Source organism: Kitasatospora sp. NPDC049285 (genome assembly GCF_040678815.1).
Taxonomy (GTDB): Bacteria; Actinomycetota; Actinomycetes; order Streptomycetales; family Streptomycetaceae; genus Kitasatospora.
This window is the reverse complement of the sequence record NZ_JBFAQR010000003.1, coordinates 163,913-180,427: the sequence shown is the minus strand read 5'-3', so window position 1 is coordinate 180,427 and position 16,515 is coordinate 163,913. Positions and strand designations below refer to the sequence as shown.

The 16,515-nt window shown below is 74.1% G+C and carries 15 protein-coding genes; 11 read left to right on the top strand and 4 right to left on the bottom strand.

Going from position 1 to position 16,515, the window contains the following annotated elements; all coding sequences use genetic code 11:
* The first annotated feature begins 24 nt into the window (after positions 1–24).
* Positions 25–1,233, top strand: coding sequence for a PP2C family protein-serine/threonine phosphatase (locus AB0K51_RS03815; protein ID WP_363450137.1), 1,209 nt, complete (start codon positions 25–27; stop codon positions 1,231–1,233).
* A 136-nt stretch (positions 1,234–1,369) separates the two neighbouring features.
* On the opposite strand, the gene AB0K51_RS03810 is transcribed toward AB0K51_RS03815, so the two are convergent.
* On the bottom strand, positions 1,370–2,287 hold the full coding sequence (locus AB0K51_RS03810) for an endonuclease/exonuclease/phosphatase family protein (protein WP_363450135.1): 918 nt from the start codon (positions 2,285–2,287) through the stop codon (positions 1,370–1,372).
* 77 nt (positions 2,288–2,364) lie between these two features.
* Between AB0K51_RS03810 and AB0K51_RS03805 the strand changes: the two genes are divergently transcribed.
* The 5 genes from AB0K51_RS03805 (at position 2,365) to nudC (ending at position 9,084) form a co-directional block, all read left to right on the top strand.
* Positions 2,365–3,006, top strand: coding sequence for a PadR family transcriptional regulator (locus tag AB0K51_RS03805; protein WP_363450133.1), 642 nt, complete (start codon positions 2,365–2,367; stop codon positions 3,004–3,006).
* Positions 3,007–3,022: 16 nt separating this feature from the next.
* Positions 3,023–3,787 (top strand): ABC transporter ATP-binding protein, encoded by a 765-nt coding sequence (locus AB0K51_RS03800; RefSeq protein WP_363450131.1) that lies wholly within the window; start codon positions 3,023–3,025, stop codon positions 3,785–3,787.
* Complete coding sequence (locus AB0K51_RS03795; RefSeq protein ID WP_363450129.1) at positions 3,784–6,618, top strand: FtsX-like permease family protein; 2,835 nt, start codon at positions 3,784–3,786, stop codon at positions 6,616–6,618. The genes AB0K51_RS03800 and AB0K51_RS03795 overlap by 4 nt, the downstream gene beginning before the upstream one ends.
* A gap of 74 nt (positions 6,619–6,692) precedes the next feature.
* Positions 6,693–8,090: a dipeptidase gene (locus AB0K51_RS03790; protein WP_363450127.1), complete on the top strand. Its 1,398-nt coding sequence runs from the start codon at positions 6,693–6,695 to the stop codon at positions 8,088–8,090.
* Between the two features lie 52 nt (positions 8,091–8,142).
* Entirely contained in the window at positions 8,143–9,084 is a 942-nt protein-coding gene (gene nudC / locus AB0K51_RS03785) for an NAD(+) diphosphatase (RefSeq protein WP_363450125.1), read from the top strand.
* 69 nt (positions 9,085–9,153) lie between these two features.
* On the opposite strand, the gene AB0K51_RS03780 is transcribed toward nudC, so the two are convergent.
* Positions 9,154–9,681: an ATP-binding protein gene (locus AB0K51_RS03780; RefSeq protein WP_363450123.1), complete on the bottom strand. Its 528-nt coding sequence runs from the start codon at positions 9,679–9,681 to the stop codon at positions 9,154–9,156.
* 186 nt (positions 9,682–9,867) lie between these two features.
* Here AB0K51_RS03780 and AB0K51_RS03775 point away from each other — a divergent pair, with 186 nt between their 5' ends.
* A complete protein-coding gene (locus tag AB0K51_RS03775) occupies positions 9,868–10,656 on the top strand; it encodes a GntR family transcriptional regulator (protein WP_363450121.1) in 789 nt (262 codons plus the stop codon).
* A gap of 162 nt (positions 10,657–10,818) precedes the next feature.
* On the opposite strand, the gene AB0K51_RS03770 is transcribed toward AB0K51_RS03775, so the two are convergent.
* Positions 10,819–11,070, bottom strand: coding sequence for a mycoredoxin (locus tag AB0K51_RS03770; protein WP_363450119.1), 252 nt, complete (start codon positions 11,068–11,070; stop codon positions 10,819–10,821).
* Between the two features lie 263 nt (positions 11,071–11,333).
* Between AB0K51_RS03770 and AB0K51_RS03765 the strand changes: the two genes are divergently transcribed.
* The 4 genes from AB0K51_RS03765 to AB0K51_RS03750 all read left to right on the top strand — a co-directional run bounded on the left by AB0K51_RS03765 (position 11,334) and on the right by AB0K51_RS03750 (position 15,044).
* A complete protein-coding gene (locus tag AB0K51_RS03765; protein ID WP_363450278.1) occupies positions 11,334–13,520 on the top strand; it encodes an ATP-dependent DNA helicase UvrD2 in 2,187 nt (728 codons plus the stop codon).
* A 159-nt stretch (positions 13,521–13,679) separates the two neighbouring features.
* Complete coding sequence (locus AB0K51_RS03760) at positions 13,680–14,093, top strand: hypothetical protein (protein ID WP_363450117.1); 414 nt, start codon at positions 13,680–13,682, stop codon at positions 14,091–14,093.
* A 223-nt stretch (positions 14,094–14,316) separates the two neighbouring features.
* On the top strand, positions 14,317–14,631 hold the full coding sequence (locus AB0K51_RS03755; RefSeq protein WP_363450273.1) for a WhiB family transcriptional regulator: 315 nt from the start codon (positions 14,317–14,319) through the stop codon (positions 14,629–14,631).
* Positions 14,628–15,044 carry a hypothetical protein gene (locus AB0K51_RS03750; RefSeq protein ID WP_363450115.1) on the top strand — a complete coding sequence of 139 codons (417 nt, stop codon included), beginning with the start codon at positions 14,628–14,630 and terminating at the stop codon, positions 15,042–15,044. Before AB0K51_RS03755 ends, AB0K51_RS03750 begins: the two co-directional genes overlap by 4 nt.
* A gap of 137 nt (positions 15,045–15,181) precedes the next feature.
* Here AB0K51_RS03750 and AB0K51_RS03745 read toward each other — a convergent pair whose 3' ends face one another.
* Entirely contained in the window at positions 15,182–16,513 is a 1,332-nt protein-coding gene (locus AB0K51_RS03745; RefSeq protein ID WP_363450113.1) for an AarF/ABC1/UbiB kinase family protein, read from the bottom strand.
* Positions 16,514–16,515: the final 2 nt, after the last annotated feature.

The following is a 16,515-nucleotide window of genomic DNA, read 5'->3' as shown; positions in this document are numbered from 1 at the left end:
CACCTCCCGCTGGAGAGACCGACCTTGAGCGCGACCGGATGGATCAGGGACGTCCTGCGCGGCCCCAACCCCGGGCCGGCACCCGGCACCGTGACCGGAACCTGGCCCAAGACCTCCCACGCACTGCCGCTGATCGGCATGCTGCTGGTGGTCTCCCTCGACTTCCTCACCAACAGTCAGGTCACCGTCGAACCCGCGCTGACCGCCGTCCCGGCCCTCGCCGCGGTGGTCAGCCGCCGCACCTGGTACCCGCTGCTGATCGGCGCCCTCGCCGAGGCCTGCGCCTTCGCCATGGCCTGGTACAACGGCGTGCTCGGCCAGTCCGTGCACACCGCCACCGTCGCCGCGATCGTCCTGGTCGCCGGCATCGGCTACGTCAGCGCCACCCTGAGACTCCGTCAGGAACTCGCCCTCGCCGAGGCCCAGCTGGTCGCCGAGATCGCCCGCCGGGTCCTGCTGCGCTCCGTCCCCGACCGGGTCGGGCCGGTCCGCGCCGCCGTCCGCTACGCCGCCGCCGCCGCGCACGCCTCCATCGGCGGCGACCTCTACGAAGTCGTCAACACCCGGCACGGCGTCCGTGCGGTGGTCGGCGACGTCCGCGGCAAGGGCCTCGCCGCCGTCGAGACCGCGGCCGCCGTCCTCGGCGCCTTCCGCGAGGCGGCCCACCAGGAACCCGCCCTCGACCGCGTCGCCGGCTGGCTCGCCGTCAGCCTCGACCGCGCCCTCCACGAGAACGACCATCCCGGCGTCGAGGAGGAGTTCGTCACCCTGGTCCTCATCGGCGTCCGCCCCGACGGCGTCCTGGAGATCGCCAACTGCGGCCACCCCCCGCCGATCCTGCTCCGCGAGGACGGCGTCCGCCTGCTCGCCCTCGACGACACCGTCCCCCCGCTCGGCGTCCTCGACCCCGCCGACGTCTGCCCCCCGCTGCAGACCGTCCCCGTCGAGCCCGGCGACCGGGTCCTGCTGTACACCGACGGCGTGATCGAGGCCCGTGACCACCGCGGCGCGTTCTACCCCCTGACGGACCGGCTGCCCCTGATCGCCGACGGCGGCCCGGTCGACGTCCTGCGACGCCTGCACGACGACGTGGTGCGGCACGTGGGGCACAAGCTGGGGGACGACGCGGCGATGCTGATGCTGCAGTTCGAGCCGGTCGTGCTGCCGCAGCAGATGGCAGCGCCTGAAGTGGCAACACCTGGTGGCTCGGGGAACTGCGAGGCGAGTGCCTGACGGTCTCGAGCCGGCTGGGGGTCTTCGGAGACCTCCATGCGCCCAGACCTCGCAGCGCCCTGTGACCCCGACCGCCACGCACTCCCGCCGTTCCGCCCCCAGCCCCAAGGGGGGCCGGGAGGTACCCCCAGGGCCCCTAAAGACCCATCTGTACGTCGACCACCAGGGGCCGGTGGTCGGAGACCTCGGTGCGGGGGGCGGAGACGGAGCCGACGGTGTTGCGGGGGACGCCGATGCCGAGGATGTGGTCGAACTGGACGCTGGGGCGGTGGGAGGGGTAGGTGGGGGTGCGGGCCAGGTCGTACCAGCCCTGGAGGCGGGTGCGGCGGGCGGTGCGGACGCGTTCGCGTCGCGCGGTGCGCTGGATCGCGTGGGCGGAGCCGAGGACGGTGCGGGGGACGGCGCCGATCAGGTTGAAGTCGCCGAGGACCAGGTAGGGCTGCGGCAGGTCGGCGATCCAGCGCCGGATCGCGGCGAGTTGTGCGACGTTCCAGCCCGGCACGAAGGAGAGGTGGGCGGCGACCGCGGTGAACTCGCCGCCGGGGCCGGCCAGGACGGCGGCGAGTGCGGCGCGGGGTTCGTCCGGCACCGGTGTGAGGCCGCGGCGGCCGGCGACCCGTAGCGGGAGGCCGAAGGGCGCGGGGGCGAAGCGGCGGGCCCGCCAGTGCAGGACGGGGAGCCGGGTCAGCAGCGCGGTGCCGTAGGAGGGCTGGCCGGTGGCGGCGTCGAGGTCGTCGGGGCCGTAGACCTGGAGTCCGGGGACGGCGGGGTCGGTGACCCAGCCGGCCGACGGGGCGGGGGTGCCGTGCAGCGCGGCGGCGAACCGCCAGTCGGTGGCGCCCATCGCCTTGGCGGCGACGGCGGCCTGGTCGGTGCGGCCGGAGCGGTCCTGGTGGCGGTCGACCTCCTGGAGGGCGAGCACGTCCGCGTCGAGGGCGGCGACCGCCTCGGCGAGCGGTGCGCCGGGGTCGGCCGGGAACGGCGCGGGGCTGCCGTCGGGGGCCACCGGCTGGCCGTGCAGCAGGTTGTACGTGGCGATCCGCAGAGTGGTCACGGGCCCGACCGTACCGGGTGGGTGTGAACGCCAGGGCCGCTTGAGTAGGGGGAGCATACCGGGTATACATACTCGGTATGTCGATCCGTCACGGCCTGCTCGCCCTGCTCGACCAGGGCCCCCGCTACGGCTACCAGCTGCGAACCGAGTTCGAGGCGCGCACCGGCGCGACCTGGCCGCTGAACGTCGGCCAGGTGTACACCACGCTGGGCCGGCTGGAGCGGGACGGCATGGTCGAGCCCGCCGGCGAGGACGCCGAGGGGCACCAGTTCTACGCCGTCACCGATGAGGGACGCGCGGAACTGCGCCGGTGGTTCGACACCCCGGTGCCGCGTACCAATCCGCCGCGCGACGAGCTGGCGATCAAGCTGGCGATGGCGGTGACCGTCCCCGGCGTGGACGTCGCCGCCGTGGTGCAGGGCCAGCGCCGGCACAGCATGCGGGCACTGCAGGACTACACCCGGCTCAAGGGCCAGGCACTGGCCGCCGACCACGGCGGCGACGGGGACCTGGCCTGGCTGCTGGTGCTGGAGCAGCTGATCTTCCAGACCGAGGCGGAGATCCGCTGGCTGGACCACTGCGAGTCCCGGCTCGGCCAGCGCGCCGAGCGGCGGTCCGCCGAGGCGCCGTCCGCGCCCGACCCGGCCGCGCCCGCGCAGCCCGCTGTGCCGACGGCCGAGCGCCGCACCGTCCGAGGCCGCAGTCGCGGCCGACTCTGAAACTCCTGGGGGAGCGATGTCCGATCAACTCAAGCCCGCCGAACCGGTGCTGCACCTGGACCAGGTCAGCCGGGTGCACGGCCACGGCGCGGCCGAGGTGCACGCGCTGCGCTCGGTCGACCTGAAGGTGTTCCCCGGCGAACTCGTCGCCGTGATGGGGCCCTCCGGGTCCGGCAAGTCCACCCTGCTGACGCTGGCGGGCGGTCTGGACAGCCCGACCGGCGGCCGGGTGCTGGTGGAGGGCGTGGTCCTCGGCGAGCTGAACCGCAAGCAGCAGGCGGCCGTCCGCCGCCGCGCGGTCGGCTACGTGTTCCAGGACTACAACCTGATACCGGCCCTGACCGCGGCCGAGAACATCGCGCTGCCACGGGAGTTGGACGGCCTGTCGACCCGGGCCGCGCGCCGCGAGGCGCTGGCCGCGCTGGCGGAGCTGGGCATCGGCGAGCTGGCCGACCGCTTCCCCGACGACATGTCGGGCGGCCAGCAGCAGCGGGTCGCCATCGCCCGGGCGCTGATCGGCGAGCGCCGGCTGGTGCTCGCCGACGAGCCGACCGGCGCGCTGGACTCCACCACCGGCGAGGCCGTCCTCTCGGTGCTGCGAGCCCGCTGCGACGCCGGCGCCGCCGCCATGATGGTCACCCACGAGGCCCGGCACGCGGCCTGGGCGGACCGTGTGGTCTTCCTGCGCGACGGCCTGCTGGTCGACGAGACCGTCCGGCAGGACGCCGCCAGCCTGCTGGTCACCGCCGCCGCCAACTCGGTGAAGGGCGAAGAGCAGTGAGGCTCACCGCCTGGCGCTCCGCGCTGCGGATCGCCCGCCGCGACGCCGTCCGCGCCAAGGGCCGCAGCGCCCTGGTGCTGGCGATGATCGCGCTGCCGGTGCTCGGCGTCACCGGCGCGGACGTGATGCTCCGCTCCGCCGACCTCAGCCCCGCGGAGCACGCCACCCGGGTGATGGGGCGGGCCGACGCGATGATCACCGCGTCGGACCTCGGCAGGACGATCCTGCAGGCACCCGACCCGCAGAGCGGCACCATGACCCAGGGCGACGGCACCGAGACGCCCACCGCCGAGCAGAAGCGGGCCCGCGAGGGCACGCCCGCCGAGGCGCTCGCCGCGCTGCTGCCGCCCGGCACCACCCTCACCCCCGAGGGCAGCGGGCCGCGCACCACGACCACCACCAAGGAAGGCCGGATGAGCGTCGGCCTCACCGAGGCCGACCTGACCCTGCCGCTGCGCAAGGGCATGGTCGACCTGGTGGGCGGCAGCGCGCCCAGCCAGCCCCAGCAGATCGCCGTCACCCAGGCCTTCCTCGACCAGTCCAAGCTGCGGATCGGCGACGCCACCGCGCTGCACGGCCTGGAGGGCAAGCCGTACACCATCACCGGCGTGGTGGAGTACCCCGGCGACCTGAAGCGGGTCGAGCTGGTGGGCCGGCCCGGCGCGCTCTTCCAGGCGCTCGCCGAGTCCCCCAAGGACAAGGTCAACGCCGACCCGCACAGCTGGCTGGTCAGCCTGCCCACCGGGTCCGCCGCGCTGGACTGGCCGGCGGTGCTGAAGCTGAACCAGATCGGCTTCGTGGTCACCAGCCGGGCCGTGCTGGTCGACCCGCCCGCCCGCGCCGACGTGCCGTACTACACCGAGATGGCGAAGCACGGCTGGAGCAGCGCCGGGGTCAGCACCACCGCGCTGGCGATCCTGGCGACCGTGGTCGGCATGGCGCTGCTGGAGATCGTCCTGCTCGCCGGTCCGGCGTTCGCGGTCGGCGCCCGCCGCTCGCGCCGCCAGCTCGGCCTGCTCGCGGCCGGCGGCGGCGACCGGGCGCACGTACGGGCGGTGGTGCTCGGCGGCGGCGTGGTGCTCGGCCTGGCCGGCGCGATGGTCGGCGTGGTGCTGGCGATCGCCCTGGTCGCGGTCTTCCGGCCGCTCGCCGAGGACCTGGCCGGCAGCCGCTTCGGGCACTTCGCCCTGGAACCGCTGGACCTGCTGGCGATCGCCGCGGTCGGCCTGGTCACCGGCCTGCTCGCGGCCGTGGTGCCCGCCGTCCAGGCGTCCCGGCAGGACGTCGTCGAGGCGCTCACCGGCCGCGGCTCGATCAAGCCCGCCAACCGGATCATCGCGGTGCTCGGCCTGGTCATGGTGGTGGCCGGCAGCACGGTGGCGCTCGGCACCGCCGCCGCCGGACGCGCGGTGACGGTCGGCCTGCTCGGCGGCTCGGCGATCGCCGAACTCGGCATGGTGCTGTGCACGCCCACCCTGGTCGGCCTGTTCGGTCGACTCGGCCGGATGCTGCCGCTCAGCCCCCGGCTGGCGCTGCGCGACGCGGTCCGGCACCGCGGCCGCACCGCACCCGCGGTGGCCGCCGTGATGGCCGCCGTGGCCGGCTCGGTCGCGGTGGGCATCTACACCGCCAGCGCCGACGAGCAGAGCCGCCGCGACTACGTGGCGATGCTGCCCTCCGGCGCGGTCTCGGTGCAGATCGGATGGGGAACGGACGGCGACCCGGGCCGGCTGTCCGCGCTGCGCGACGCCGTCCAGCGCAACGTCGCCGACCTCGGCGAGCGCGCCGACATCGGCGACCTGCGGACCGGCGAGCAGTGCCGGCAGCACCCCTCCCGCGGCTGCGCCTACATCCGGCCGCTGAAGCGCGAGGAACTGCGCTGCCCGCTCGACGGCGTCGGCCGGCCGGACCCCGGGGCGATGGCCGCCGCCCGGAACGACCCGCGCTGCCACAGCGACGGCCTCCGCAGCGGTGGCTACGGCGAGTTCGGCAACATCGCGGTGGGCGACGCCGCCGCGCTGCACCTGCTGTTCGGGGTGCACGACCCGGCCGCCGAGCAGGCGCTGGCGGCCGGCAAGGCGCTGGTCTTCCTGCCGGACTACCTCAAGGACGGCCGGACCACGCTGGAGATCGAGAACGTCACGTCGCCGACCTCCGGCGGCGCGGCCCAGCCGGAGCCGAGCACCCGTCAGATCGCCGTGGACGCCGTGGCGGTGTCCTCCCCGCACCCGTACGGCACCGTGCTGCTCAGCCCGGCCGCCGCCAAGGCCGCGGGCCTGGACAGCGTCGTGGTCGGCTCGCTGTGGCAGCCCGCCGCCCCGCCGTCCTCGACCGCGGAGCAGAAGACCACCGCCGCGGTCGCCGCGCAGGACGACGGTGCCAGCCTGACCGTGGAGCGCGGCTACCGCTCCAACGACAGCCTGTTCACGATCGGCCTGACCGCCTTCGCCGGCCTGGTCGCGCTCGGCGCGGCGGGCATCGCCACCGGCCTGGCCGCCGCCGACTCCCAGCAGGACCTGACGACGCTGGCCGCGGTCGGCGCGCACGGCGGGATCCGGCGCCGGCTGAGCGGCTTCCAGTGCGGCGTGATCGCCGCGATGGGCGCGGTGCTCGGCACGGTCTGCGGCGTGGTGCCCGCGGTCGCCCTGCGGTTGCTGGAGGGCCAGGGGCAGAAGCGCTTCCTCGGCCCGCTGGACAAGGTCCCGGACACCGTGATCGCCGTCCCGTGGGCCCAGCTGCTGGCCACCGCGGTCGGCCTCCCGCTGCTCGCCCTAGCCCTGGCGGCACTCCTCACCCGCTCCCGGATCACCCTGACCCGGCGCGCGGCCTGACCCGCGGGTGACGGTGCTCACGGCGGGGGGAGGCCGTGGGCACGCACCCGCTCGGGCGAACTAAAGTCGTCCGTATGACGAAAACCCCGGACAGCGCCGTCCGCTCCTTCATCGACCAGCACGAGGCCGCCTTCCTGGCCGACCTCGCCGACTGGCTGCGCATCCCGTCCGTCTCCGCCGACCCGGAGCGGGCCGGGGAGGTCCGCCGCTCCGCCGAGTGGCTGGCCGGCAAGCTGCGCGAGACCGGGTTCCCGGTCGCCGAGGTGTGGGAGACGGACGGGCTGCCGGCGGTCTTCGCCGAGTGGCCGTCCGGCGAGCCGGACGCGCCGACCGTGCTGGTCTACGGCCACCACGACGTGCAGCCCGCCGCCAAGGCGGACGGCTGGGAGACCGAGCCGTTCGAGCCCACCGTGGTCGGCCGCCGGCTGTACGCGCGCGGCGCCGCCGACGACAAGGGCCAGGTCTTCTTCCACACCCTCGGGGTGCGCGCCCACCTCGACACCACCGGCCGCACCGCCCCCGCGGTCAACCTCAAGCTGCTGATCGAGGGCGAGGAGGAGTCCGGCTCGCCGAACTTCGCCGCACTGATCCGGCGCGAGGCCGAGCGGCTGGCCGCCGACGTGGTGGTGGTCTCCGACACCGGCATGTGGAACGAGACCACCCCGACCGTCTGCACCGGCATGCGCGGCCTGGCCGACTGCCAGATCGACCTGTACGGCCCGGACAGCGACATCCACTCCGGCTCCTTCGGCGGCGCCGTCCCCAACCCGGCCGACGTGGCCGCCGCGCTGGCGGCCGGCCTGCACGACGCCGAGCGCAAGGTGGCGGTCCCCGGCTTCTACGAGGGCGTGGTCGAACTCACCGAGCAGGAGCGGGAGCTGTTCGCCAAGCTGCCCTTCGACGAGGCGCAGTGGCTGCGCACCGCGAAGTCGTACGGCACCCAGGGCGAGGCCGGCTACACCACCCTGGAGCGGGTCTGGGCCCGGCCCACCGCCGAGGTCAACGGCATCTGGGGCGGCTACACCGGCCCCGGCGGCAAGACCATCGTCCCGGCCGAGGCGCACCTGAAGCTGTCCTTCCGGCTGGTCGCCGGGCAGGAGGTGGAGAAGGTCCGCGAGGCGGTCGCCGCCTGGGTCGCCGAGCAGGTCCCGGACGGCATCCGGCACGCGATCGTCTTCCCCGGCGCCACCCGTCCCTGCCTGACCCCGCTGGACCACCCGGCGCTGCAGTCGACCGTCCGGGCGATGGGCCGGGCCTTCGAGCAGGAGATCCTGTTCACCCGGGAGGGCGGTTCCGGACCCGCCGCCGACCTGCAGGACGTGCTCGGCGCGCCGGTGCTCTTCCTCGGCATCTCGGTGCCCTCGGACGGCTGGCACTCCGTCAACGAGAAGGTCGAGCTGGACCTGCTGCGCAAGGGCGTCGAGACCTCCGCCTACCTGTGGGGCGACCTCGCCGAGAACTTCCGGCGATGACCCGCCGGCCCTGCACCCTGCCGAACCGAGAGCCCGCCGAAGCGACCTGGGGATGGACGAGTTGAGCAGCGCGCCCGACAGCAAGCACCTCGCACTGGCCCGCGCCGGGCTGGACCGGGCGGCGCACCGCCGGCTGGACGAGCCGTGGCTCGCCGCGGCGTGGAGCCACCCCTCCACCAAGGTGCTGCCGATCTCCGGCGGCGAGGCGTTCGTGGTGGACGCCGGCAGCGGCACCGAACTGGTGCTGCTGCCCTCCTTCGAGGCCCCGGAGAGCGGCGACCGGTACTTCCTCGGCACCGACGACGCGGGCGTCCACTACTTCGCGCTGGACTGCGAGTCGCTGCCCGGCCGGCTGGACGGCGACGCCCGCCCCGCCGGGCTGCGCGAGGTCGGCGGCTCGCTCTCCGACCGGGACGCCGGACTGCTGGTGCACGCCGTGGCCCTGGAGCACTGGCACCGGCTGCACACCTTCTGCTCGCGCTGCGGGCACCGCACCGAGAAGGCCGGCGCCGGGCACCTGCGCCGGTGCACCTCCTGTGCGGCCGAGCACTACCCGCGCACCGACCCGGCGGTGATCATGCTGATCACCGACGAGGAGGGGCGCTGCCTGCTGGGCCGGCAGGCGCTGTGGCCGGAGGGCCGCTGGTCGACGCTGGCCGGGTTCGTCGAGCCCGGCGAGTCGATCGAGCAGGCGGTGGCCCGCGAGGTGCTGGAGGAGGCGGGCGTGCGGGTCGCCGAGGCGACCTACGTGGCCAGCCAGCCCTGGCCGTTCCCGTCCAGCCTGATGCTGGGCTTCCTCGGCACGGCCGACCCGGCCGGCACCAAGATCGAGGTGGACGGCGAGGAGCTCTCCGAGGCCCGCTGGTTCACCCGCGAGGAACTGCGGGCCGGGATGGCCGCGGGCGACATCGTGCCGCCCTCCGGCATCTCGATCGCCCGCCACCTGGTGGAGCTCTGGTACGGAGAACCGCTGCCGTCGGCGGCCCGCTGGTGAACGGATCACTGCGGGGGCGTGTGGATCACTCCGCACGCCCCCGTGGTGCATCCGCCGGTCGGCCGCCGGTCAGTCCTGCCCGGCGCCCGGCCGGTCCGGCTCGGCGGCCGGCCCGGCGCCGTCCGGCGGGAGCAGGCACTCCACCGTCTTGCCGGTCAGCCGGGTGGTCACCGACCAGTGGTCGCAGAGCGCGCTGACGATCGCCAGGCCGCGCCCGCCGGCGTCCCCGTCGGCGGCCTCCCGGGCCTCGGGCAGCGCCGGACCGTAGTCCGCCACCGCGATCCGCAGCCCGTCCTGATCGAGTGTCAGGTCCAGCGAGACCGCGCCCCGGCCGTACCGGATCGCGTTGGTGACCAGTTCGGAGACCACCAGCTCGGCGGCCTCGGCCAGCCCGGAGGCGTTCCAGGCGGCGAGTGAGACGGTGGCCAGCCGCCGGGCCAGCGCGACGTTGCGCGGACACGGCGGGAAGGTCGCCGACACGGTCCAGATGCCGTGCTCGGCCGCCGGGAGGTCCCGGCCGGGGCGCCCGGCGGCGCCGGAGGGGTCGTGGGCCTCGGACGCTGTGCCGAGTCGCTGCGGGGTACTGCTCACGGGCATGGATCGGCCCCCGGAGTGTGCGTGGATGTGCGGTTGTGGGGGGAGCCCGATCCGCCGTCCGGACCGCCGACGGAAATGTTCCAATGCGGTCCACAGTGATTCGGAAGGGATGCGGAATCCCCAATCCCGGCCAATGTTGGCGGGTTCCGCTGAAATGGCGCAAGCAGAATGGCTACATTCACTCGCGTGACGATCCCCCGCGGCACTGTGCCGTCACCGAAGTACCAGCGGCTGGCCGCCGATCTGCGCCGCCGCATCGAGGCCGGCGAATGGCAGGGCGGCGGCCGGCTGCCGGTGGAGGGCGAACTGGAGGAGCAGTACGGGGTGGCCCGCAACACCGTCCGGCTCGCCGTCGACGTGCTGGTCAACGAGGGCCGGGTGGTGCGGATCCAGGGCAAGGGCACCTACCTGCGCCACCGCGCCCGGCACGACCACCGGGTGTACGCCCCGCCCCGGACGCCCCCGCGCCACCAGCCGCTGCCGCCCAGCGCCGAGGTGTACGCGGCCGAGGCCCGGGCCACCGGCCGGCAGCTCACCGTCGACTTCGAGGTCTGGGCGGTGCGGGCCCGCCGCGACATCGCCGAATGGCTCGGACTGCGGCCCGAGGACACCGTGATGATGCGCCGTCAGCTCTGCCGGGTCGACCAGGAGCCGTACGCCATCGAGGAGAGCCACTACCGGGCCGGACTGGCCGCCGGCACCCCGCTGATGGACGAACTCCCGGTGCCCGGCGGGGACGAGCGGATACTGGCCGAACTCGGCCGCGCCGAGACCTCCGCCACCGACCACCTCACCGCCCGGATGCCCGACCCCGCCGAGGCCGCCTGGTTCGGCGTCGGGCCCGGCGTGCCGCTGCTGGTGCAGACCCGGGTCACCCGCGACCGGCGCGGCCCGATCCGGGTGGTGGAGACCCGCTACGCCGCCGACCGGGCCCGGCTGCTCTTCGAACTCGGCGACCGCACCCCGGCGGGCTGAGCCATTCCGGACCGGCCAATTCCGCGGGAATTCCGGCGGCCGGCGCAATTCCGCCGCCGTCCGGCCCCGGCGGACCGGGGAATTCGAACGGCGGCGGAATGCGGGTTCCGATCGAAAGCGACCGGATCGTTTCCCGGGTTGATCAGGCCTTTCTCGGGTTGATCAGACCAGGGCGGCCTGGACCTGGCGCAGGCTCGGGTTGGTCATCACGCTCTGCTCGCCGGCGGCGGAGACCACGATCACGGTCGGCACCGTCTGGTTGCCGTTGTTCACGGACTCCACGAAGGACGCCGAGGCCGGGTCCTGCTCGATGTTGATCTCGGTGTAGCCGATGCCCTCGCGGTCCAGCTGGCTCTTGAGGCGGTTGCAGTAGCCGCACCAGGTCGTGCTGTACATCGTGACGGTGCCGGACATGGCAGGAGACTCCTTCGATCGACGGACGGGAGGCGAACGGTCGCCGGGTGCAACGTCCGGCGGCCCGCGGCCATTCCGCGGCGGCGCACGGCTCCGCGGCGACTGACGGCTGTGATTATCCGATGAGCCTGCCGGGGTTGTGGACAGCGCACCCCGGACTGTCGGGCACGCCTGCGAGGATGGAGAGCATGCAGGAAGAACTCCTCGGCCTTGACAGCCCCTTCGAGGACCGCGGCGGCGGCCCCGCGTCCGGCGCGGACGCCGTGCTGGCCGGACTCGACCCCGAGCAGCGGGCCGTCGCCACCGCCCTGCACGGCCCGGTCTGCGTGCTGGCCGGCGCCGGCACCGGCAAGACCCGGGCCATCACGCACCGGATCGCCTACGGCGTGCGCAGCGGCGTCTACCAGCCGCAGCAGGTGCTCGCCGTCACCTTCACCGCCCGCGCGGCCGGCGAGATGCGCGGCCGGCTCCGCCAGCTCGGCGCGGAGGGCGTGCAGGCCCGCACCTTCCACTCCGCCGCGCTGCGCCAGCTCCAGTACTTCTGGCCGCGCGCGGTCGGCGGCGAGCTGCCCCGGCTGCTGGAGCGCAAGGTCCAGCTGGTCGCGGAGGCGGCCGGCCGCAGCGGCCTGCGGGTCCAGCGCACCGAACTGCGCGACCTGACCGCCGAGGTCGAGTGGGCCAAGGTCACCCAGCTGGTGCCCGACGACTACCCGTCCGCGATCGCCAAGTCCGGCCGCGAGGCCCCGCGCGACCCGGCCGAGATCGCCCGCGTCTACGCCGCCTACGAGCAGACCAAGCGCGACCGCGGCCTGATCGACTTCGAGGACGTGCTGCTGCTCACCGCCGCCATCCTGGAGGACCGCCCGGAGATCGCCGACCGGGTGCGCGCCCAGTACCGGCACTTCACGGTCGACGAGTACCAGGACGTCTCCCCGCTCCAGCAGCGCCTGCTGGACCAGTGGACGGGCGGCGGCGCCAGCCTCTGCGTGGTCGGCGACGCCAGCCAGACCATCTACTCCTTCACCGGCGCCACCCCGGACTACCTGCTGAACTTCCGTCAGCGCCACCCCGAGGCCACCGTGGTCAAGCTGGTGCGCGACTACCGCTCCACCCCGCAGGTGGTCCACCTGGCCAACGGCCTGCTCGCCCAGGCCCGCGGCCAGGCCGCCCAGCACCGCCTGGAGCTGATCTCCCAGCGCGAGGCCGGCCCCGAGCCGGTCTACCGGGAGTACGCCGACGAGCCCACCGAGGCCGAGGCCACCGGCCGGCTGATCCGCGACCTGCTCGGCACCGGCGTGCGGGCCAGCGAGATCGCGGTGCTGTTCCGCACCAACAGCCAGTCCGAGGTGTACGAGCAGGCGCTGTCCGACCTCGGCATCTCCTACCAGCTGAAGGGCGCCGAGCGGTTCTTCGAGCGCCCCGAGGTCCGCGAGGCCGGCGTCCTGCTGAAGGGCGCCGCCCGCGCCGCGGACGACCCGCTCACCTCCGGCGCGCCCGACCTCGCCGCCCAGGTCCGCGCGGTGCTGGCCACCCGCGGCTTCGCGGCCACCCCGCCGGCCGGCTCCGGCGCGGTCCGCGAGCGCTGGGAGTCGCTGAACGCGCTGGTCCGGCTCGCCGAGGAGTTCGAGTCCGCCCGCCTCGCCGCCGGCGAGCGCGCCGACCTCGCGGCCTACGTCGCCGAGCTCGACGCCCGCGCCGCCGCGCAGCACGCCCCCGCGGTCGAGGGCGTCACGCTCGCCTCGCTGCACGCCGCCAAGGGCCTGGAGTGGGACGCGGTCTTCCTGGTCGGCCTGACCGAGGGCACCATGCCGATCATCTACGCCAAGACCGACGAGCAGGTCGAGGAGGAGCGCCGCCTCCTCTACGTCGGGGTCACCCGGGCCCGCCGCTTCCTCACCCTCTCCTGGGCGCTCTCCCGCTCCCCGGGCGGCCGGGCCTCCCGCAAGCCCACCCGCTTCCTGGACGGCCTGCGCCCCGGCTCCTCCGCCGCCGGCCCGCGCACCCGCGGCGGCCGCGGCGGCATCGAGCCGGGCGCCGACCGCTCCGCCGCCCGCCGGGTCCGCGGCCCGGTCAAGTGCCGGGTCTGCGAGCGCACGCTGACCGACGCCGTCGAGCGCAAGCTCCGCCGCTGCGAGGGCTGCCCGTCGACCATGGACGAGGCGCTGTACGAGCGGCTGCGCGAGTGGCGGGCCCGCCGGGCCAAGGAACAGGGCGCCCCGGCCTACGTGGTGTTCACCGACGCCACCCTGACCGCCATCGCCGAGGACGTCCCGGGCAGCCTCGCCGAGCTGTCCCGGATCTCCGGAGTGGGCGCCCTGAAGCTGGACAAGTACGGCGCCGACGTGCTCTTGTTGTGTGCGGGGGAGAGTCCGGAGACCGTCGCTGATTCCGTTGAGGAGTCCGACGGGGAGCCGGGCGGGAACCCGCCCGAGAACTCGCCGGAAAAATAGTTTGCGCGCCGCATGTACGGCGCAATAGCCTGCCGGAGCGGTCAAGGGGACGAGACCGCAAAGCTCGCAGAGGGCTTGTTTCTGCGTGCGCTGACCATCAACCAGATACCGGAACCCGGGCGACCGGGAACCGCGAGACGCCGAGAGGAGGCGAGGACAGTGGAGATCATCCTGAGCACCAAAGTGACCGGTCAGACCGTCCTTGCCATGCCCGCGCGTTCTCTCGTGACGGGTCTGGGTCTCGACGCGTTCGGCGGCAACGCCGGCGCCCTGGCGACCAGCCACTGCCTTGTCAGTGGCCTGGGCAATGCTGAGGGCACCCGTGTCGAGGCGGGTCCGTCCCGTGACTGGGCGACGTTCGGCGGCGGCATTTCGCTGCGCGACGAGCGACCGACCAAGGCGTCGAAGGCAGTAGCGGCAGAAGCGGCCCATGGGCGCTATGCGGCGGTCGTCGGCGCCGGAGTCAAGCAGCAGGATCAGCAGATCTCCCTGGCCGAGGCCGCCGTTTCCGGCGCCGAAGCCGTCCGGATGCGGGCCTTCCGCGGGCCTGAACCCTGGAGCGAACAACCCTGACGGAGCGTCAGGGCGGTGCCCTCCAGGGCCGCGGAAACCCACTACCGGGTTCCGCGGCCCTTCTGTTTTGTCCGGTACGCAAGAGACCCACCCAGGCCCCCCGGGGCCTCCGGCCAGACCCGCTACCGCGGGAAGCCGGATCCACCACGAAGACGAGGAAGACGACCCAGTGTCCACGGTCATCACACCGCCGCCCCTCCCGTTCGTACCGACCGACAAGACCATCAAGGCCGACCAGGCCGACCCCCCGGAGGTATCGCTCATGCAGCTCACCGCTATCGACGAGGCTGACTCCCTCGGCATGCCCATCCCGTGCCGGGCCTTCGACCCGGAGGTCTTCTTCGCGGAGACGCCGGCCGACGTCGAGTACGCCAAGTCCCTCTGCGGCACCTGCCCCGTCAAGGACGCCTGCCTGACCGGCGCGCTCGAGCGCCGCGAGCCCTGGGGTGTCTGGGGTGGCGAGCTCTTCGTCCAGGGCGTCGTCGTCGCCCGGAAGCGTCCGCGTGGCCGCCCGCGCAAGACCGAGGTCATGGCGTGAACCCCGCAGCCATGCCCGAGCGCTCCACCGCCGGTGCCGTCCACAGGGGAGAGCAGCCCCCGCTGGACACCGCACTGCGCGACTCGGTGCGCATAGCCGCCGCCAAGGCCGACGCCGAGGCACTCTCCCGTTCCTTCCCTTCGACGCACCACGAGCAGGACCACCACATGAACCCCGCCGGCATCGATCCGACCGTCCGCTCCGAGCAGACCACCGAACTTCAGATCCAGAACAGGACCCTCGAAATGAATCTCCTCCAGGAATCCCTGGCTCGCGCGCATATGCAGCAACGCCTCCAAGAGGCCGAGGAGCAACGCCTCGGCCTGCGGGTGATGCGCGCCGACCGCCTGCGGCGCAAGGCCGAACGTGCCTCCCTGCGCGCCCGCAAGGCCCTCGCCGTCGCCCTGATGTGACGGTAGCCCCACCCCGGCGCGGCGCCGGGACGCACCACCCCTGAACGCCGATGGCCGGCTCCCACCCCCGGGAGCCGGCCATCGGCGCGTTCGCGCGCTGTCGTTCGAGCCTCGTCTGGGCCTCGTCCGTGTCTCGGCTAGTCCTCGGTGAAGCCCGGGAGCCAGTGGGTCAGTTCCTCGTTCAGGCGGACGGTGGCGCCGAGTTGGCACAGGACGCCGATGGTGGAGAGCGTGACGCGGTGGATCAGCAGGTAGGAGGGCGGGAGGTTGAGCTGCTTGCCGAGGTTGTAGGCGGGGGAGCGCGGGTCGGCGATCCGGGCGGCCTGGGTGCGCATCCACTCGCGGCTGAAGGTGAACTCCTCGGCGCGGGTGGGCTCGATGATCGGCACCAGGTAGTCGAGCACCGCGTCCGGGTCCAGCGAGATGGTGGGCTTGACGAAGCCCTCCTGCTTCAGCAGGTCGTAGACGGCTCCGGCGTCTCCCGCCAGGGCCAGCCGCAGCGAGGTGCCGATCGGGCTGGGCAGGCCGCCGGGGAGGCGGTCGACGGTGCCGAAGTCGAGCACGCCGAGCTGCCAGGAGGCGGCGGTGCGGCCGGTCTTGACGAGGCGGAAGTTCCCCGGGTGCGGGTCGGCGTGCAGCAGGCCGGTGCGGGAGGGCCCGGCGAACAGGAAGCGGGCCAGCAGCTGCCCGGCCCGGTCGCGTTCGGCGCGGGTGCCCTCCGAGATCACCTGGGAGAGCGGCTTGCCGTCCAGCCACTCGGTGACCAGCACCTGCCCGGCCTGGGCGACCACCCGGGGCACCACGATGTCGGCGTCCCCGGCGAACTCCTCGGCGTGGATCTGCTGGGACTCCGCCTCCAGCTGGTAGTCCAGCTCCTCGGTGACCCGCTCGCGCAGTTCGGCGATCAGCGGCTTGATGTCCATGCCGGGGATCAGCGGGCCCAGCATCCGTGCCAGCCGGGCGAGTTGGCCGAGGTCGCTGAGCAGCGCGTCGCCCGCGCCCGGGTACTGGATCTTCACCGCGACGGTGCGGCCGTCCGCCCAGACCGCCCGGTGCACCTGGCCGATCGAGGCGGCGGCTGACGGCTCGTCGGAGAAGGAGCGGAAGCCGGCGGCCCAGTCTGCGCCGAGGTTGGCCGCCAGCACCGAGTGGACGGTGCGGGTCGGCATCGCCGGGGCGGAGTCCTGGAGCTTGGTCAGGGCGGCCCGGTAGGGGCCCGCGACGTCCTCCGGGAGGGCCGACTCGAAGACCGACATGGCCTGCCCGAACTTCATCGCGCCCCCCTTCAACTTGCCCAGGGTGGCGAAGAGTTGCTCGGCCGTCTGGGCCTGCAGCTCGGCCGCGACCTCCTCCGCCGGACGCCCGCCGAGCCGCTTGCCCAGGCCCAGGGTGGCCCGGCCGGCGAAGCTCAGCGGGAGCGCCGCCAGCCTCGCCGTCCGGGAGACCGCCTTGCGCGGCATGTCAGACATCC

Bases quoted from the DNA above. Each gene is read 5' to 3' on its own strand.
- AB0K51_RS03805 (WP_363450133.1), top strand. From the start codon at position 2,365: ATGTCGATCCGTCACGGCCTGCTCGCCCTGCTCGACCAGGGCCCCCGC.
- AB0K51_RS03800 (WP_363450131.1), top strand. From the start codon at position 3,023: ATGTCCGATCAACTCAAGCCCGCCGAACCGGTGCTGCACCTGGACCAG.
- AB0K51_RS03790 (WP_363450127.1), top strand. From the start codon at position 6,693: ATGACGAAAACCCCGGACAGCGCCGTCCGCTCCTTCATCGACCAGCAC.
- nudC (WP_363450125.1), top strand. From the start codon at position 8,143: ATGGACGAGTTGAGCAGCGCGCCCGACAGCAAGCACCTCGCACTGGCC.
- AB0K51_RS03780 (WP_363450123.1), bottom strand. From the start codon at position 9,681: ATGCCCGTGAGCAGTACCCCGCAGCGACTCGGCACAGCGTCCGAGGCC.
- AB0K51_RS03770 (WP_363450119.1), bottom strand. From the start codon at position 11,070: ATGTCCGGCACCGTCACGATGTACAGCACGACCTGGTGCGGCTACTGC.
- AB0K51_RS03745 (WP_363450113.1), bottom strand. From the start codon at position 16,513: ATGTCTGACATGCCGCGCAAGGCGGTCTCCCGGACGGCGAGGCTGGCG.